Genomic DNA, 19403 nt, shown 5'->3' on the forward strand with positions numbered 1-19403 from the left:
ACAATTTTCAGGAGTTTTTATGCTGAAGCAATTATTTATTCTTTTACTGGTCTTTTCATTTATCGCTTTTCCGCAAGTAAAGGATAAAGCCGTATTTACCGAATCAAAACCCGGTTTCTATCAGGAGATGATGAAAGAGATTGAAGCTTTCAATCAAAAAGAAAAGCAAAAAAGAAAATCATTCAAACTGGATTTCAGTTCTTATAAAAATCTTCCTAAATCACTTGATGAATTCAAATATTATTGGTTTAATGAACCTATTTCACAAGGTCAGACCGGAACCTGCTGGTCTTTTTCTACAACTTCTTTTTATGAATCTGAGGTTTATCGTCTTCACAATAAAAAAGTAAAATTATCCGAAATGTTTACTGCTTACTGGGAGTATGTTGAGAAAGCTAAAAGATATATTCGGGAACGCGGTGATTCGTTTTTCGGTGAAGGCAGTGAAGCAAATGCTGTAACTAGAATTTATAAAACTTATGGAGCTGTTCCTGAAGAGGTTTACAACGGATTACTTCCCGGTCAGAAACATCACGATCATCGTGCAATGTTCAATGAAATGGAAAATTATTTAAAGAGCTGCAAACAAAATAATATGTGGAATGAAGAAGAAGCAGTTGAAAATATTCAGGCAATATTGAATCATTATATGGGTGAACCTCCTGCAACTTTTACTTATGAAGGGAAAACATATAATCCAAAATCTTTTCTGAAAGATTATCTGAAACTAAATATGGATGATTATGTTGATATTCTTTCCTATATGCAACAACCATACTGGCAACAGGTTGAGTACGAAGTTCCAGATAACTGGTGGCACAATAAAGATTATTACAATGTTCCATTAGATGATTTTATGAATGCAATTAAATCGGCAATCAAAAATGGATTTACAATTGCAATTGGTGGTGATGTATCAGAGCCAGGTTATGATTCGTGGACAAAATGTGCTGTTGTTCCAACTTTCGATATTCCGGCTGAATACATTGACGAGAATGCAAGACAATTTCGTTTTTCAAATGAAACCACTACCGATGATCACGGAATTCATCTTGTCGGTTATAAAGAGCAGGATGGCAAGATGTGGTTTCTGATTAAAGATTCAGGTGCAGGTGCGAGAAATGTTGAGCCGGTTGGATACTATTTCTACCACGAGGATTATGTTAAACTAAAGATAATGGATTTTCTTGTTCATAAAGATGCAGTGAAAGATTTGCTTGCTAAGTTCAGCCACTAATTACACGAATTTTCACGAACTAAAACTTCGTGTTAGTTAGTGATATTCGTGGCAAAATTATTTTCTTTTAGTATTTGATTTGCTCTTTGAGCGGATTCAGCGGAGTCAAAATATAATCTGAAATTGCCTCCGCTTCCCTCTCTTATTTTCAACAACTCAATGTCTTTGATATTAAGATTATGTTTTGCAAGCACAGAGGTTAATTTATTCAGAGTACCAGCTTTGTCTTCCAGGAAAACAGTTATATCAAACAATGGTTGAATAAATCCTTTATTGTTAAAAGGAATTTCATTTCTGTTTTTGTTTGCAAGTTCAAATTGCTCTTTCAGATAATCAAAATTATCGGAAGCCAAATTTTCTGAAATTGAATTTATTCGCTGAACAATGTTCTTGAGTGATGTTATAATGTTTTGCTTATTGGCTTTGATAATTTCTTCCCACAACTTAAAATCGCTTGAAGCGATTCTTGTCATATCACGGAATCCGCTGCCAGCAAAATTTATAAAGTTGAAATTATTTTCAACCTTTGCAACTTCATTTACCAATGCTACAGAAAGTAACTGAGGTAAGTGAGAAACTTCAGCGGCAATTTTATCATGTAGAAATGCATCAATAAAAGTAAATCGGAGTCCGGTACACTTTAAAAAGTTTAACACATACTCAGTTATTTCATTATTATCATTATCGCATACAAAACAGACAGCATTTTCAAATAAAAGACTATCTGAAAAATCAAATCCGTTTTTTTCTTTACCAGCCATTGGATGCAAACCAATGTACTTTCCTTTACTTGAAATTCTTTTTGACGATTCGAAGAAAAGTGATTTGACACTGCAAACATCAACAATAATCTGATGCTTACTTAATTTTGGATATAATTCTTCAAATAAGGAAAGCGATTTAAAGACAGGTAATGAAAGAATAATTAAATCATCATCCAGTAATTCCAAATGATCATCAACTGATTCATCAATTACATTTTGTTGCTTTGCTTTTTCAAGAACTGATGGAAAGTCAAAAGCAGAAATTTTTAATTCAGGATATTCGAGTCGTAATGATTTTGCAATTGAACCACCAATTAAACCAAGTCCGGCAATACCAATAGAGGATATTTTCACTGTGAAATTTCCTTCATCAGAATTCTGAATTGATCAAAATACAGGGATTGCATTCCATCACTCAGAGCTTTTTCCGGTTCAGGATGAATCTCAATCATTATTCCGTCTGCACCGACCGCTTTTGCAGCTTTTGCAAGCGGAAGAACTTTATTCCTTTCTCCAACTGCGTGTGAAGGATCCACAACAACCGGAAGATGAGTTAGTTCTTTCAAAACAGGAATTGCACTTAAATCAAGTGTGTTTCTTGTTGCAGTTTCAAAAGTTCTTATTCCTCTTTCACAAAGGATTACCTGTCTGTTTCCTTTTGCGAGAATATACTCTGCGGCATTAAGCAGTTCATCAATACTAGCCATCATACCTCGTTTAAGTAAAACAGGACGAAATGATTTTCCCACCTCTGCAAGCAAAGGAAAATTTTGCATATTTCTTGCACCAATCTGAAGTATGTCTGATTTCTCAGCAACTTTTTCTACTTGCTCAGTTGACATTACTTCTGTGATAATTGGAAGGTCAAATTTTTCACCGGCATCTTTTAGCAAATCGAGAGCTTCAAATCCAAGTCCCTGAAAAGCATAAGGAGAAGTTCTTGGTTTGAAACATCCTCCGCGAAGAATATGAGCAAAAGATTCTTTAACTTCTTTTGCACAACTTAAGATTTGCTCTTGCGATTCAACGGAACAAGGTCCGGCGATTACAACAAAGTTTCCCCCACCGATAGTAATATCTTTCACTTTAATTATTGTGTCTTCACTTTTGTATTCACGACTTGCGAGCTTATAAGAAATTTTACCTTTCGTCTTTTTGGTTTCATCTTTTTTAGGACTAACATATTCTGCTGTAAAAGTTTCAAACACAGGAATATCCTTGCTCTCAACTTTTGTTCGCTCAATTTCTTTTTCAGGATAACAGCCAAGCACTTTTAGAAAACGTGTATACTTACCAAGATCATCAATTAAATCCTGGATGCGCGGATTTTTAATATTCCCCTGGAAATCAACATAAAACATTTCCTCCCATGGATTTCCTAAAATCGGTCGTGATTGAAGTTTCGTCATATTCACACTGTAATCACGGAATACTGACAAAGCTTCTACAAGTGAGCCGGCTTTATGTGCTGTTGCCATTATCAAAGAAACTTTAGCAGGAATCCTTTCATCAACCTGGATAGGATTTTTTGCACAGACCCAGAATCTTGTATAGTTGCCTTCCTGATTTGCAATTCCTTCTTTCAGAATTACCACATCAAATATTTCAGCAGTTTCTTTACTTGCAATTGCCGCAAAGTCTTTTCTTCCCTCTTCTTTTATTTTTTGTACTGACTTTGCGGTATCTTCAAAAAACTCAACTTCAACATTTGGTAATGATTTAAGAAACTCACTACACTGCCGCGCTGCCTGATAATGAGTAAATATTTTTTTGATATTCTTCAATGAAGTTTCTGCATTGGCTAAGAGACAATGATTAACTTTAAAAATCTCTTCTCCTACAATTGAGAGATTACTTTTCAACAAGGCATCATAAACCTCATTGATACTTCCTGATGTCGTATTCTCGATTGGCAGAAATGCATAATCGGCTTCATCATTTTCAACTGCATCAATTGCATCATCAAACGATTTACTAAAAACGAAATGGAGATTTTTATCGTTGAAAAAATTATTCGCAGCCAGATAACTGTATGAACCTTCAATTCCCTGAATAGCGACTCGCAAAATATCAGCACCTGATTGATTTTCTTTAGCAATAAAATATTTTTTCTGAATATTCACTGAGTCTTCAATGATCTCACTGAATATTTTTGAGATGAAATGTGTATCAAGCCCTTCAGCTTTTGCTAATTTTATTATATGCGACAGAACTTCTTTTTCCCTGTTGCGATCTCTTATCTCACTGCTTGATGAATCTTTAATCTGAGCGATTTCTTTACTTAAATTTCTTCGTTCAGCCAGAAGTTTAATGATCTGTTCATCAATAAGATTTATTCTGTTTCTTTTTTCTTCCATTTAATCCTTACTTCTTTTTTGGTTGGCGAATATGTTATAAAAATATGTTGAAATCAAGCATTCTCAAATTCTAATATTATAAAGAACGAAATCCTGTTCGTTACGATTAAAATATTTATTGCACATAATCATCATATCAGTTAATTTTAATTGACATAAAAATAAGAGGTGTGCAATGGATACATTAAATCACCTTGATTACTATCGTCTTCCATGGAATCTCACCGATAATTCAATCTCCTGGCTGGAACCAACATCAAAATGTAATCTTTATTGCGAAGGTTGTTACAGAAAAAACGAGAAAGATGGACATAAATCACTTGATGAAATTAAAAAGGATCTTGATGTGTTCACCTCTCTCAGAAAGTCTGATGGAATTTCCATTGCTGGTGGTGATCCATTAACTCATCCCGACATACTTGACATTGTTGCTGAAATAAGAAGAAGAGATCTCAAACCAATAATCAACACAAACGGATTAGCTTTAACAAAAGACTTGATAAAGAAATTGAAAAAAGCTGGAGTTTTTGGTTTTACATTTCATATTGACAGCAAACAAAATCGTCCGGGCTGGAAAGGAAAAAATGAAATTGAGCTGAATGAGTTGAGATATCATTATGCAAAGATGCTTGCAGAAGAAGGAAATATTTCCTGTGCATTCAACTCAACAGTTTATGATGATACAAAACATTTTATACCTGAAATGTTGAAATGGGCGCATAAGAATATTGACATAGTACAGGTAATGGTGTTTATACTTTATCGTGCTGTAAACAATAAAGATTTTGATTATTTCGTTGGAACAAAAAAAATTGATATGAATCAATTAGTTTATAATGAAGATCTTGATTCAAGAGCTGACTTAAAAGCTCCGGAGATTGTTGAGATTATCAGAAAAGAGTATCCTGATTTTGATCCTTGCGCATATCTAAATGGTTCTGAAAAACCTGATTCATTCAAATGGTTATTGACTGGAAGACTTGGTACAAAGCAGAAAATCTACGGCTATCTCGGTGCAAAATCTATTGAAGCGATTCAGATGTTTAATCATCTTTTATACGGAAGATATCTTGCTTACGCTTCTCCAAAAGACACACGCAGAGGGAAATCAATTTTGTTATTGAGTGCTTTTGATAAAAAATTAAGAAAAGTATTCAGGAGTTTTTATAAAAATCCTTTTAACTTGTTCAGAAAGCTTTACTATCAATCAGTAATGATTATTCAACCTGTAGATTTTCTTCAGGATGGCAGACAAAATATGTGTGATGGTTGTCCTGATATTACCGTTTGGAATGGTCAACTTGTTTGGTCTTGCAGGATGGAAGAACAATTAAATTTCGGAATGAATGTAAAAGCTTATCCAAAAGGATTGATGAACTAAAATTCATATTTTGGACAGGAATCTGATCTCAGCATTTAATTATTTGCAGGGAACGAACTCCTATTCGTTCCTTGTGCATTTTTCATATCTTTTAATTCGTTTAATATCTTACCCAATACATTTATATTTGCATTGAAATTTTATCATAAATTTTTTTTGCACCCGTAGCTCAATCCGTCTTTTCTCTGGATGAAAAAATCCGGACAAGTTGGATAGAGCTTTGACTCAATTAAAATTATTGTGAATAATTTTTGAATTATTTTTTGCGCCCGTAGCTCAATCCGTCTTTTTTCTGGATGAAAAAATCCGGACAAGTTGGATAGAGCTTTGAATCGATTAAAATTACTGTAATTAATTTATGAATTATTTTTTGCGCCCGTAGCTCAATTGGATAGAGCACCTGACTTCGGATCAGGCGGTTTGGGGTTCGAGATACCAGTATACGGTATTACTTGCATATTTCTATCACTGAAGCACATAGACAAAAAAAACCGCTTTTCAGCGGTTTTTTCAAGGTTTTTATATAGAATTCCTCTGTTGTTTGTCTCTCCTTTTTCTTAAATATTCTAAAAAAAGGCAACCTATATTTTTCCTATATAAAAAAAATTGACTCCGTTTTGCGGAGTCAATTTTACTCACTTTGCCTTCAAATTATGTTTTAGAATATCTCTATTGAATACCCTATTCCGAGGTAAATACCGGGACTAATCTGTTCCTGATTTGCTACAAGTCCGAAGCCTGCCTGCAAATACAATAACCCCCTATCTTTAGTTTCAGTTACAGTTATAGTCTGTGTTTCTTTGATTGTGTTTGTTATTATTTTATTCTTTAATTCAGCAAGGATGCGAAATTTATTTTGCGCATAGGAGTATTCAACTGCTATGTGTGATGAATCTTCCAGCGTTGTGTCTCCTTTGGCGACTATGTCTCCTATGAGCGTTGTGTCTGTCTCAGATGAGTCCTTTATTAATTTTCTGATTATATAAATTGTATCAACGCGCGCGGTGATTTGTTTCAAATCAACCGCTTCTGTAGTCTTAGTTGTATCGGAATTTATTATTTCCCTTGTGGTGCTTACAATCTGCTGGTCTTTATGCCCGCGAGATATGTTTAAACCTGAAATCAGACCAGCTATGTATGCAACTAACAGATATAATAATATTGTTTTCATAAATTCAGATTTCATATGATTCGCCCCCCTGGAAAATTTTGTTGTCAAGTATTTTTGATCCTTTTTTTCTGATTGATTTTATTTGCTTAAATACAGTCTGTTTTGTTATTCCAATTGCCTCGGCTATTTCGCTTATCCGCATACGCTCGACCAGGTAAAAGAAAAGTATATTTATTTGCTTTTCGGTCAGCTTCTCAAGAAGCTGGTTGGTTCGCTTGTAGAGATAATTGATTTCTGCTCTGTCTTCTTCATCGAGATAATTATTTATTGTTATTTCAAGGTTTGTTGTTTTGTGTGTAGTAAAATCTTTTATCGCCGCGATGATTATTTCAAGTCTGAATTGCGCTCGTTTGCTTTCGTACGCACGTGTTTCTAATTCCTGTTGACGTTCAAGTAACCATATACTGTCATACTGAAAGTCATCGAGATAGTATGTATTTTTCATAAATAGTACTCCTCGGCTTCCTGATAAATAAATTCTGGTGTATCAAAGGATTCGCAGATGCTTATAGGTATGCGAGTGACTAATTTATTAATCTTTTCATGATCCTGGTTATTTTTTCTTTGAAGTTCATACGTTAGTCTAAAGTTAATATTTACGTTTCCGTTACCGTCGATAAGCTCAATCCAGTATATTTTACTGTCATCAATAAAGTAGTGAAGCAAATAAGCCGAGCAACCGATTTCCGCTGCTTTACTTAAGACAGTTGTTATTTTTTTGAAATCCGTAAGCAGGTGATTGTACTTCGTTGATGGAAACGGTCTGGATTTTGACTCAATAATTGCTAATATCTTTCCGTCTCTATTCAAAATCCTTGCATCATAGGGACAGTATTGATCGTAGTTGTCGGTTATATCTATTGAGCAGTGTTGGAAGTATCTGTCTTTAAATAGATTTAAAGCCTGTTTATTCTGTTGTGAATAATCCATAGGTCTCTCCTGTTGAGTTGGTGAAATTTGAGTTGGTGGTGATTTGTGGATCTACGACCCAGTCGGATAAGTTTTAACAACCGAATTACACGGTTATTGTTTGAGTGTAAATCGGTTGTTTAATAAGCTTGTATTTTCGTCAAATATTCAATAAGGTGTAATTTGGTTGTTTTTTTGACTTACAGTTATAATCCTGAAAGTTTCAGTTTAATAGTCTGATTCCGTAGATAAACAGATTGTTATGTGCTCCCCGCTGTTTTTTAAGGTTATATATATTGGTCAAACGATTGGTGAATTTTTCTTTGCCAAGCGGTATTTCGTTGTAGTCATAGCAATATTCGGTGTATGCTTTATATAGTTCTTTTACTGATGTTTTAAAGGAGGTATCGCCTAATTCACAGGCTTCCTTAACGAAGTCATCAATATCTGTTAATCTCTCGAAGGCAAGTTTAGTTTCTTGTTTAATAATTTCCGGCGCGTCGAAATAAACAGACCCTTTGGCAAGAATTTTAGGTATGTAATACTCAAGCAGTAAATTAAGTAGCCCCGATTTTTCTTCTTCGGTTACAAGTTTTTTGGTGAGTGATGTATCAACTTCGTTATCGGTAAAGCACTTGTCAAATTTTACTATCTGGTATCTTTCAGTAACGCTTTTGTTGAATTCCCGGAGTGAAGGTAATTCGTTTGCTGAAATAATAAGTCGTGCTTTGTTATAAAACATAACTGCATCGACATCATATTTTCGGTCGGCGGTGATTAAATCCTCGCCGGATAATTGTTTAAGTTTATCCTGCTCAAGTACACCAAGCTTCTGTTCTGATGAGAGATTAAGAAGCTTATCCCTCAGGTTAGAAATCATAAAGCGGTTCTTTGTAATCTCGTGGGTGGAAACAGAAATCACGTTTCTTCTTCCCAGAATTGCCGCTATTGTTTCAAATATTGTTCGCTTCCCGTTCCGTCCACTTCCGTGCAAGACGAGGATTTTCTGGTATTCATATGTTGGAAGCAGCAAATAAGCCATCCACGATAGTATAAAATCGCGCTTTTCGTTATCCGGAAGTACTTCACTTAAAACCCTGGAAAATATCTCAGCTTCAGCGTTTGGATTATATTCCACATCATAAACAACAGTTGAATAAAATTCCGGTGTGTGTTCTTTAATTGTTATAATCCCGTTAGTTACATCAATCATCTTATTTCTGACGTTAAAGCAATAATTATTGCTATTAAACTTTACATCACGTCTGAACCGCTTGTTACGTCTTATGAATCTGCATAAGTTGTCGACTGTTGAGCTACTCAGGATATTATAATTTCGCGCGACAAGAAATTCCTGTACGATCGAAGCAAAACCCTCCTCATCAAGCTCAACATAACACCCGATATTAGGATCATAACTTACAATCGAGTGCCTGTCTGTTGAATAAAACGTATAAGGGTTTTCGTCAATAAAGCTTTCACACGCGCTGGAAATCTCAAATTTGCGTGTATGATTGACACTTAACTGGCTGGTAGTTCCTGTTGCTGGTAATTGTTGGGTCATGACGTCCTTTCTTTTTATTTAGCTTTTGAGTTAAACAATTACGTTAATTAATAAATTAACGCCCCAAAAGTGTTTGATACATAACGTGTTATCAATATCAATTGGAGTTAAATCGATTTAACAGGCGTTATTTGAAGGTAAGCGTGTAGAGAAATTCAACACCGTTAATTTTTTTGGGGGCGTTAAATATTCTCCCGAAAAAAATAACGTTCCCCCTTAATTAAAGCCCAAGCTCCTAATCCTTAAACTAAAGCCTAAGCGTATTTTTGCAAGGCAGTCTCAAAACTGCCTTGCAAAAGAAACGTTGATGACAATCCAATTCTACACGCTAACAACAATTAATACTGTTAGTGCTACAACTTGTAACCCTGGAGTAACCCAAGAAGTAACCCCAAAAACCGTGTTTTTAAACCAAAAACACAAAAAGGTTACTTCTTACGCTTTTGTTGACAAAAAAGTGTAAGCTTTATGTATATGCATAAAAAAAAGTTTTTGCATCAAAACAGCGTCAAAAGTAACCTTTCTGCGTTTTCAGAGCAAAAACGCAACTTTTGAGGTTACTTCTTGGTTACCACAAAAACACGCTTAAGCAAAAAGCTTTGATTTTACGCTGAAAACAGCGTTTTCAGGGTTACTTTTAAAGTAACCCGTCATCAAGAACGTTAACTTACTCTCTCGTAATTAACGCTTAAGCCTGTATGCAAGTCGGAAAGGCTTTATTCCGGGGTTAAAGCGTGTAAGCAGTGAAGTTCTATATGCTTCAACCGAGCTTTAGTTTAGGGATTATGGCTTAAGCTTGATTGTTTTTTGCGGGCAGTTTTGGTCGCCCGCAAAAAACTTGTATTTAATAACGGAATTCACTCATAACATAAAGGCTGACTTTCGGCTTTAATAGAGAGCTTATCTCTGTAAATTCACCAATAACAAAAGCACGAATTATGAATTTGTTCATAAAGTTACACCCTAAGAGCCTTGCCTGGTACATCAGCGAAAAAGACTTCGGTGTCGTTCAGGTCTCTAAAAGCTTTAAAGTCTCGTCAGGCTTGTTTTATAAGCTTATCAAGGGAATTACTGACAGACATAAGGATATTGTAAACGTTATTATTGAGAAGCCTTATTTAAGGTTGAACGGTGATGACAGAAAAAGGCTTGCAAGGGACATAATACATATACAGAGGTTATTTGGGAGTTTGTTATCCTGGTTGGAATATTTTTTCCCCGCCGCGGAAATTATTCAGCTATCCGCTCGTGTTGCAAGAAAGTCGGCTTACAACACAGAATCTATTTCAAAGGATCAACAGCTATCAGAGATAGCTGTGATCCTACCGTCAGTTAAACAGCTTGATTACTGCACAATAGAATTGTTTTGTATTCATGATTGTCTTGTATTAAAGAGGGCTTATGAGCAACGATCAGCAAGATAATACCCGCGCGAAATTTATCAGTCTTTTTTTTGCGGGCGGAAGTCCCGATGTCGCTTATTTGCACAACCCACAATTTTCAATTGTAGATTACACACAAACCTTATCAACACCGGAATATCAGGAATTTGCACGTGATGTCGAAAATAACTTCCTGAACAACATAGAAGCCGTCCTTATGGGCAATCTTTATAGAATACAGGAAGCGCTCAAATCACTGCAACCCACTGATAAGAATTTCCCGGCGATTTACAAAAACTATATTGAACTTCTTAAACTGACCGCACCGATAGTTGAAAGACTGAATAAACAGCGCATCGAAGTTGACCAGTTAAAAGGTCTTGAGCTTGCAATTAAAAACACTGATGTCTAAAAAGCGTTATTACATAAGCGATTATATTCCTCACAAAGGGCAAATTGAATTTCACCGCGCCAAAGAAAAAGAAGTGGTGGTTATTTCCGCTATACGCTCAGGTAAGAGCTATGCGGTAATTTATGACTCAATTGTTAACAGCTGGAACGATAATTCCGGTTTCGGCACTTTAATAACGGCTCCGACTTACAGGCTTGTTGATACAGTTCTTGAAAGACAGATAGTCAATCGCCTTGAATATTTCGGATTATTACACTCACACAGCTTCTCAAGACACGAGACCACACTGAAAAACGGAAACTTAATTTATTATCGTTCGCTTGAAGATCCTGACCTCGCACTCAGAGGCTTGAATATCAGCAGGGCTTATATTGATGAGGCTGCTTATTGTTCAAAGTATGCAGTTGACGTCGTAAAAGGAAGACTATTAACAACAAACGGGCAATTAAAAATTATTTCCACTCCAGCGGGACTGAACAACTGGCTTTATCAGGATTATTTCTCAAAAGGACAATTAAGCGGCGTCAGATATATACGCTTCTCTATTTATGACAACCCAATTATAACTGCCGAAGCAGTAAAGCGCCTCGAGCAAAGCTATGACCCGCTGTTGTTCAAACAGGAAGTACTGGGTGAGTGGGTGAATCTGTTTAATAACCAGGTTTATTATTCTTTCAGTGAAGACAATATCACATATTATGAATATGATCAGACGCAGCCCGTCTATATTGGTTTAGACTTTAATATTGACAAAAACGCCTGGTGCGCAATTCAAAAACTACCGGATAACAGATTTGTTGTTTTCTACGAAGGCTATGGAGCAAAAACAACGGCCGATGTAGGGCGTCAGATAATAGAAAAATTCGGGTATCAGCCAATAATTGTCCCCGATGCAACCGGAAATAACAGAATTCAGGGGGTTGCTCAGACGAATATCCAGCTCCTCAGACAAACCGGACTTAATCGAATTGTTGAAAATAACAGAAACCCTGACAGGCTTAAAAGATATGCAATTGTCAACGCAACACTTCAGAACGCCCTCGGACAACGCAGATTGTTAATTGATTCACGATGCACGGAAACAATCAGGGAATTACGAGAATTAAGCTTTAAACCAGGTACAGACAGACCTGATGATAAAAACAACGAGGTCGGACACAGAACTGATGCACTGGGCTACGCACTGACATATCTGACCGGCAATAAGATCGGGCAAATCAACTCCCCTTCTGAGGACTTTTACTCCGCCTGGAGAAAAAAATACAACGCTTATAAGAACTACTAATAAGGAATCATCTTTATGCAGAACAATAATTTTGAAAAATTTCTCGCGCGCAATCAAGCAGCCGAAGCTCTTGTATTTTATCACAATAAACTGACAGATCCCAAATACTGTAAAACTTATTTTCCGCCTTCACCAGGTGAAACACAATCTCAATATAATCGGAGGCCAAAGATTTCAGTGCCGATAACATCCTCAATAATCGACCGAATAGTGAATATTCTAAGTTCGCAATATGTTGTATCGGTTGATAATCAGGATGCACAAGAGAAACTGGATTTCCTAACAGAGAAACTCTCTCTTCAGGAATTTTTCCGCGATGTATTAGTAAACACGCTTGTATCAGGCAGTAATTTAACAGTGCTCAGAATTGGTGATCAAACTCCTATTGCAGAAAACTGGGACGGCACTTACGTACTGCTTGATTATATTGATATTGGAGTGCTTGGATATGAATATACGATCCAGGATGGAATAATAATTCCGGTTCTTGATTCATCAATCAAAGAAGAAGATATACGCACTGTTCTTATTGACGATATTATGTTTGACGGTTTAGAACACAATTTAGGATTTACACCGGCGGTTGTTTTTAATTCAGTAGATAAATTCGCTTCAGGAAAATACAGTAAACCTTTTCCGATGCGCTTCAAAGACCTTGTGATTGAATACAATCACACTCTTTCTCAGATGTCCAAGAAAACAAAGATTCTCCAGAACGTCTGGAAAACCAACCTGTCAGTTGACAACCCGGAACAACCCATACGGCTTGACCCAGACACTATAAATTTCTTAGGACCAGACGGCGTTTTAGAGCAGGTACGCAGTGAATTAAGCTTATCTGAGGAAATAAAACTTCTTGAAATCCTTGAACATCACATAGCAAAAGCATCACAGGTACCTGCTGAAATTGCCGGTCTGAGGGATGCCGGTAAATTGCCCAGCGGAATTGCTCTTAAAATTATATTTCAGCCTCTTGTTGAGATAATCAACAGATTAAGACCTTTGTATTATGGGGTTATCGAAAGTGTTGCCGAAAAGCTTATAAGGATGCAATATCTTGTTGAAGGCAAAAAATCTCCGGCGCAATTAAATATCACCGTAAAAGGCAATCAGAACCTATTTCCTGAAGACAGTCAGGAACAGATTGACAGAATAATTTTGCTTAAGAGAGAGGGCTTGATTGACGAACAGACCGCAAAATTATTGCTTGAGCCGATACTGAATACTTACCTGACTGAAAAAGGAAACTGATTATGGTTTTATACAAAGACAACAATTTTTTCGCGCGGCAATCGAATCAGATAAAAAGAATCCTACACGCTGATATTACCAACTTCCTCAAACAACACTTAATCAACAAACTAAAATCTCAGGTAGATGAAAATAAAGACCGCTTCCCTGAGAAGAAACAGTCAACTATTAAACAATACAAGCTTAAAGGCTACAACACAACTGACTGGTTGATACGCACAGGAAAATCAACAAAGCTTGAGGTAACAAAATTCAGCGGTGGGTTTAGAATCTTCCCTGCCGGGAAAGACACACTTAAATACGTAAAAAAAGCCGCCGACTGGTTTACAATTTCCAATCAGACAGCCCAACAAATCATAGACAAAATTAAAAGGGAACTCCGATGACAAGCTATTTAACCGCTGATGAAGCTATATTATTCTATCCGCAGGCCGAACAATATTCAGTTGAGCAGATAGACCTGGCTCTTAAAACAAGCTTTAGTCTTGTAAATTCCTTTCTGGATGCGACTTTAAAATTGCCGGCAATTGATTCCGCAGGACAGATACCGTACATACTCAAAATTCATCAGGCAAGATTCTTTCAGTATGTCCTTGAAAGTATGAATATCGGTTACAGCGATGAACTCAAAAACCTTTATGATGTAACAGCTGAATCGTTAAAGAAAATCACTCAAAACGAGCTTATAGTCTCTGAATTACAAATCACCCCAATAGAGATTGGCTGGAATTTGAAGGGTGTGTCTCTTCAACAAGGTTCAGTGTATATAAAAGGCACTGCTCCTGATATAGCCTATTCACTTGTTTTTGTCTGCACACAGGGTGGCTTTCCTGCACAAACGATATGGGATGTTATCAGGTCCGACTCTGACGAGCGATTTACTGAGTTTGAAGGTAGCTTTGATTGGAAAGCACTTGAGGGTACACCGCTTCAAATAAGGTTGGACGGCAAATTTTTTCAGGGAGACAGCTTTACTGTTTTCGGGCAACCGGAAACAAAAAAGATCGCCTCACCAAACAGAATTCTAAAGCAGGCAGGGGTCTTATATGGTTGATTTAAAATCGGGCGCAAAACTATTGTTGCAAAGTCAGAATATTATCGTAAAATCATACGATTCAACACCAAACGTGCTTGATGATCTCGAAAAATTAGTATTCACAGATTATGCTGTGGCTCTTGGGAATTACACATCGGAAAGAAAATTATTCGCCGCCGGAATTGATAAAATATATCACCGGCTTGAATTAATAATTATTCTCAAATCACAAACAGCTAAAGACACAGTAATTGAAATCGTCAACAATATTCAAAAGCTTCTGAGACTGAAAAGCTTTACATCGCCCACCCTTTCAATATCAGAAGTTACAACTCAGTCTGAACTGATTGAATATAACGCACGCATAAATTATTTACTGCTTGAATTACGAGCAACAGAATTTGAACAATTACAATAAACAGGAATCATAATATGTCGGATTTTTTAAAGAAGTGGGAATCTGCTTTTGACAAAAAGAATTATCGCGATATAAGGAATTACGCACCTGCGCCGCACGGTGTTAACGACCCTAACGCATCTCACTATCTGAAATCTGAGGTATTCAATAAGCTTGAAATCGCGACACTACTATCCGGCAAGGAAGATTTAATCTCTCAAGGCACAACTGCACAATATTTTCGCGGCGACAAAACCTGGCAACTATTAAATACAACAGCAGTTCCGGAAGGATTAAATCTTTATTTCACTGACTCAAGAGCCAGAGCTGCACTTACTGCCTCCTCTCCGATAAGCTATAACAGCTCAACAGGTAATTTTTCACTAAATTACAACACTACAAACTTAAAGCTTACAAGCAATCAGCTTGACACAATACAAAACATATCAACAACTTCAACTCCAACTTTTGCTCAATTAACACTTAATAACGCCGGAACTACAACATCAAACGCTGTAAGAGCGGATAGGGCAATAAATACTTCCTATCCAATAACCGGCGGCGGTAATTTAACTGCTGACAGGACAATCGGACTAAACTATAACACTACCAATTTAAGGCTAACATCAAATCAACTTAACACAATACAAGATATTGCAACTAATAGCAGTCCTACTTTTAATAATTTGACAGCAACAGGGACGATAAAAGAGGCAAACCAAACTCTATCATCAAGATATGTGGCTAAATACTATATAGTTGATAGCATCAGTCCCTGGCCTATGAATAGTTACCTGCACTATATTGAGCATAATAGGTTTGCCGGAAGACATAAATTAATTGCAGTTTATATTGATGACGTAAAAGTAACTACACCAACACAGTTTTTTGATTTGAACTTCGAGGGGGCTTATTCTTTAGGAACAGCTGGCGGTTCAAACGTTAAGTTAAGGCTTAATTTTACAGAAGATGGCTTAACTTCTCCTAACGGTTTTACATATTCGAGTGGTTATATTTATTTACAGTTTTATCCTGGCAGACACCCTGCAAATATTGTATCTGTAAAATCAAAAAATAAAGATGGCGTTTGGACAGACCTTACAAGTAGTATTGTTCCGCTTTATAATTACGTCGGTAATTATATCTCTTATCAAATTACAGCAAATCCCTATAATTACATAACTGATTTTGAATTTATTTTTACTCCAAATCCGTCTCAGCCGGTTGGTATTACTGAAATCATGTATATTGGTACACGCATGGGTCTTAGTGAAGGAGGTATGTTTACTGTTGCAGGAGGAAGTGTATTTGGAGATATTAATCTTTACAACGGCACAACAAAAACAATCGCCCTTTCAACTTCGGGTAATAGTTATTTTAACGCAGGTAGTGTTGGTATTGGTACAACATCACCTTCATATAAGTTGGATGTATTTTCATCATCAGATATTGTTGCGAGCTTCAAATCATCAGGAACAAATACAAGAATTCGTGTTGATGGTAACAACAATAACGGAATTGAGCTTTTAAATTCAGGTAATAGTAAGTGGGTTCTTGCAAGCTATCTTTATAGTGAAAATTATATATTTACTATTTACAATAAAAGCACAGCCACGCACGCTCTTGTTGTAAACAACAGTACAAATAACGTAGGTATAAATACTGCAACACCTTCCTACAAGCTCGATGTTAGCGGCACCGGACGATTTACCGATAAGCTTACACTTGATAATATTCTCGAACAAAAAAGCACATCGGGTACAAATCAATTTTATGCAAACATCGAACAATTTGGTAATAAATCAATCGGTACAAATCCTTTTGCTTCCGGCTGGACAGGTTCAGGTTGGAGAATTGATAAAGGTATAACTGCATCAAATAGAACACACCTTGAGCTTGATGATTTAACAGTTCGTGGAACGATGAGAGTTTACGAGCTTATTATAAATCAAATAAGAGCAACAAACGGCTCTCTATTTGTTTCAAGCAGTGCGAAGGTTTTATCCGCTGTTTTAACAACCGGAGACCCTGAAACTTATACAATTACTTTTGAAGACCCAGAAGGACATGGAGTTTGTCCCTTTCTGGTTAACGATATTATACTTGTTCAACGAGTAAGACTTGATTCAACAACTCTGGTTAAACAGATAGCTTTGCAGGTAACGAGTGTTACAGGCATAACTTTACAGGCTACTGTCCTCTACCGAAACGGTACAATTGATAAAAACGACTTATGTGTCAGGATCGGGAACACATCAAATATAACAAGACAGGGCAGTGTTTATCTTACAAGTGATGATGCAAACGCCCCCTTTATAGATATTGTGGATGGAGTTAATAGCTGGAGCACGTGGAGTGGATTCAACAAATTAAAAGCCCGCCTTGGAAAGTTAGACGGCATAACTGACTCTTTCTTCGGAACGCTCTCCGGTTACGGCCTATATGCTAAATCGAACGCTTATTTGAGAGGTAAAATCTATGCTGAACAAGGTGGTTGGATTGCCGGATGGACAATAGATTCCGCGCGATTATTAAGCCCAACTATTGTTGATGGAGCCGGCTATGAAACAAATTTTGAATTGGTTGCAGATGGTGGCTCCGATGCTGTTGGCGCTTATTTGAACTATGATTTAGGTGTAATTGACACGCCAATATTTTTATCCTTCGGCAATATTAAAGACGGTTACGGTAATTTTACAGGTTACTACGGTATATCCTTCAGACAAGGTAGTTCAAACTTATTTGAACTGAGCAACAACACAACTCAGATTGCGGGCTGGAATTTTGATTACCAGAGACTTTACAAATCAACAAACATCGAGTTAAATTCAGCAACAGATACAATCGGCGTCAATTCAAACAAAGTCAAGCTTTTCTATACTAACTCAAGTTCCTGGGGAATTGAAGGAAGAGATTCAAGTAATAACCTCGTATTTCAGCTTGGCTCAACTAACAAGATCGCCGGGTGGAATTTTATTCCAGACCACATCTACAAGCTAACAAGCGGAACACCTACAACAAGTCCAGCTTATGGACTTACTATAAGCGCAACATCATCAGCATCAGTTGTAATTGCTTATGGCTCCAACTGGCAGCGTTATGTTAAACTTGGTTACCAAACTTCAGGTAACTGGTTTGGACTTGAGGGAACTGATTCAAGCGGAAATTTGATTTTTCAACTTGGTTCAACAAATAAAATCAGCGGGTGGAACTTTGATACCACAAAGCTGTCAAACGGAATCGTAAGCCTCGAAGCATCATCAACGATGAAAGGGTTAGTTGTTGATACTGATAAAATTAAAATAGGTAGTTTTACATACACGTCTCCAACTAATAGTTACTCTGATATTACAAGTTATTTGTTAAACGGATATTCGGGCATAAATAGTGGTGATACTTGGTGGGGTGATTATGGGCAAACTTTACATACTCTATCATCAACATCACAGATTTATCTTAATAAATCAAATAATACACTTTATCACTATGTGAACACTGATGCGAATCAAAGAGCAACTGATATTGACCAACTAACCTATGGCACAATACATAGATTATTTACTGACACTGAGAGAGTACTTAACCGTAAAATCAAGATTGATTTTAAACTACGCGGTATTAAATATCAAACAGGCACCTATCACGATTTATTCGGAACAGTCAACATAATTTACTTCAACTCCTCGTGGGCGGTTATCAAACGAGAACAGGTGCTTTATTTTCAGTTTCTTGAATCACAGGTTCCCGGCATCGGATATGCAAACGCATCGGTTATTGATAAAACAGGAGCAAACGCAATTGAAATTTTTGCGCCGGGAAATATTCCTGACATCTATGCTGTCTATATTGAATTCACTGCCGGATTCTTAAAAGGCGGTCAGTATAAACGAGCCTTGGACTTTGAAATAAGCGATCTTAAATTCTATGGTTATGAGGGAACTAAAACCCTAATAAACGAAGAAGGACTTATGATATACAATTCCGATATGAACTACCTCTCCTTCCGCAAAAACAGCTTTGAAATAAACGCTTATGATATAAAAGTTGCAAATTATCCGGTGGTCAGATTTTTAGGTAAATATTCCACTGCTCCGCAATATGGTGTTAAAGTTTCTGATATTTACATAAACTCCACTGATGGTAAAGTATATATTTGCTCCGGATTTAATTCATCCACTCCACAGTGGACAGTCTTGAATTAAAAACCTGAAAATTCATCAAAATTCCCTGCCCAAAATCAGGCTGACTTTAACCTAT

At 36.6% G+C, this 19403-nt stretch carries 16 protein-coding genes; 10 read left to right on the forward strand and 6 right to left on the reverse strand.

Annotated elements, in window-relative coordinates:
* Nucleotides 1–19: 19 nt before the first annotated feature.
* A complete protein-coding gene (locus tag Q0X14_RS02600) occupies nt 20–1237 on the forward strand; it encodes a C1 family peptidase (RefSeq protein WP_297842045.1) in 1218 nt (405 codons plus the stop codon).
* A gap of 32 nt (nt 1238–1269) precedes the next feature.
* Here the strand turns inward: Q0X14_RS02600 and Q0X14_RS02605 are convergent, their stop codons facing one another.
* Complete coding sequence (locus Q0X14_RS02605) at nt 1270–2355, reverse strand: prephenate dehydrogenase/arogenate dehydrogenase family protein (RefSeq protein ID WP_297842047.1); 1086 nt, start codon at nt 2353–2355, stop codon at nt 1270–1272.
* On the reverse strand, nt 2352–4358 hold the full coding sequence (locus Q0X14_RS02610; protein WP_297842050.1) for a bifunctional 3-deoxy-7-phosphoheptulonate synthase/chorismate mutase: 2007 nt from the start codon (nt 4356–4358) through the stop codon (nt 2352–2354). Before Q0X14_RS02610 ends, Q0X14_RS02605 begins: the two co-directional genes overlap by 4 nt.
* Nucleotides 4359–4533: 175 nt before the next feature.
* Between Q0X14_RS02610 and Q0X14_RS02615 the strand changes: the two genes are divergently transcribed.
* Complete coding sequence (locus Q0X14_RS02615) at nt 4534–5739, forward strand: radical SAM protein (RefSeq protein WP_297842052.1); 1206 nt, start codon at nt 4534–4536, stop codon at nt 5737–5739.
* A gap of 658 nt (nt 5740–6397) precedes the next feature.
* On the opposite strand, the gene Q0X14_RS02620 is transcribed toward Q0X14_RS02615, so the two are convergent.
* The 4 genes from Q0X14_RS02620 to Q0X14_RS02635 form a co-directional block, all read right to left on the reverse strand.
* Complete coding sequence (locus Q0X14_RS02620) at nt 6398–6925, reverse strand: hypothetical protein (protein ID WP_297842054.1); 528 nt, start codon at nt 6923–6925, stop codon at nt 6398–6400.
* On the reverse strand, nt 6915–7355 hold the full coding sequence (locus tag Q0X14_RS02625) for a sigma factor-like helix-turn-helix DNA-binding protein (RefSeq protein ID WP_297842057.1): 441 nt from the start codon (nt 7353–7355) through the stop codon (nt 6915–6917). Before Q0X14_RS02625 ends, Q0X14_RS02620 begins: the two co-directional genes overlap by 11 nt.
* Nucleotides 7352–7840 (reverse strand): hypothetical protein, encoded by a 489-nt coding sequence (locus Q0X14_RS02630; protein WP_297842060.1) that lies wholly within the window; start codon nt 7838–7840, stop codon nt 7352–7354. Before Q0X14_RS02630 ends, Q0X14_RS02625 begins: the two co-directional genes overlap by 4 nt.
* 202 nt (nt 7841–8042) lie before the next feature.
* The gene (locus Q0X14_RS02635) at nt 8043–9383 is read right to left on the reverse strand and encodes a phage/plasmid primase, P4 family (protein ID WP_297842062.1); all 1341 of its coding nucleotides are present in this window, start codon (nt 9381–9383) and stop codon (nt 8043–8045) included.
* A 944-nt stretch (nt 9384–10327) separates the two neighbouring features.
* On the opposite strand from Q0X14_RS02635, the gene Q0X14_RS02640 reads away from it, so the two are divergent.
* The 8 genes from Q0X14_RS02640 to Q0X14_RS02675 are packed head-to-tail and all read left to right on the forward strand — an operon-like array spanning nt 10328 to nt 19348.
* Nucleotides 10328–10807, forward strand: coding sequence for a hypothetical protein (locus tag Q0X14_RS02640; RefSeq protein WP_297842064.1), 480 nt, complete (start codon nt 10328–10330; stop codon nt 10805–10807).
* A complete protein-coding gene (locus Q0X14_RS02645; RefSeq protein ID WP_297842068.1) occupies nt 10785–11177 on the forward strand; it encodes a hypothetical protein in 393 nt (130 codons plus the stop codon). Before Q0X14_RS02640 ends, Q0X14_RS02645 begins: the two co-directional genes overlap by 23 nt.
* Nucleotides 11170–12462, forward strand: a complete 1293-nt coding sequence (locus Q0X14_RS02650; protein ID WP_297842070.1) for a phage terminase large subunit — start codon at nt 11170–11172, stop codon at nt 12460–12462. Before Q0X14_RS02645 ends, Q0X14_RS02650 begins: the two co-directional genes overlap by 8 nt.
* A gap of 15 nt (nt 12463–12477) precedes the next feature.
* On the forward strand, nt 12478–13713 hold the full coding sequence (locus tag Q0X14_RS02655) for a hypothetical protein (protein WP_297842073.1): 1236 nt from the start codon (nt 12478–12480) through the stop codon (nt 13711–13713).
* A 2-nt stretch (nt 13714–13715) separates the two neighbouring features.
* Nucleotides 13716–14099: a hypothetical protein gene (locus tag Q0X14_RS02660; protein WP_297842076.1), complete on the forward strand. Its 384-nt coding sequence runs from the start codon at nt 13716–13718 to the stop codon at nt 14097–14099.
* A complete protein-coding gene (locus tag Q0X14_RS02665; RefSeq protein WP_297842079.1) occupies nt 14096–14767 on the forward strand; it encodes a hypothetical protein in 672 nt (223 codons plus the stop codon). The genes Q0X14_RS02660 and Q0X14_RS02665 overlap by 4 nt, the downstream gene beginning before the upstream one ends.
* A complete protein-coding gene (locus tag Q0X14_RS02670; protein ID WP_297842081.1) occupies nt 14760–15167 on the forward strand; it encodes a hypothetical protein in 408 nt (135 codons plus the stop codon). The genes Q0X14_RS02665 and Q0X14_RS02670 overlap by 8 nt, the downstream gene beginning before the upstream one ends.
* 14 nt (nt 15168–15181) lie before the next feature.
* The gene (locus tag Q0X14_RS02675) at nt 15182–19348 is read left to right on the forward strand and encodes a hypothetical protein (protein ID WP_297842084.1); all 4167 of its coding nucleotides are present in this window, start codon (nt 15182–15184) and stop codon (nt 19346–19348) included.
* Nucleotides 19349–19403 lie beyond the last annotated feature (55 nt).

The organism is Ignavibacterium sp. (assembly GCF_025998815.1).
Taxonomy (GTDB): domain Bacteria; phylum Bacteroidota; class Ignavibacteria; order Ignavibacteriales; family Ignavibacteriaceae; genus Ignavibacterium.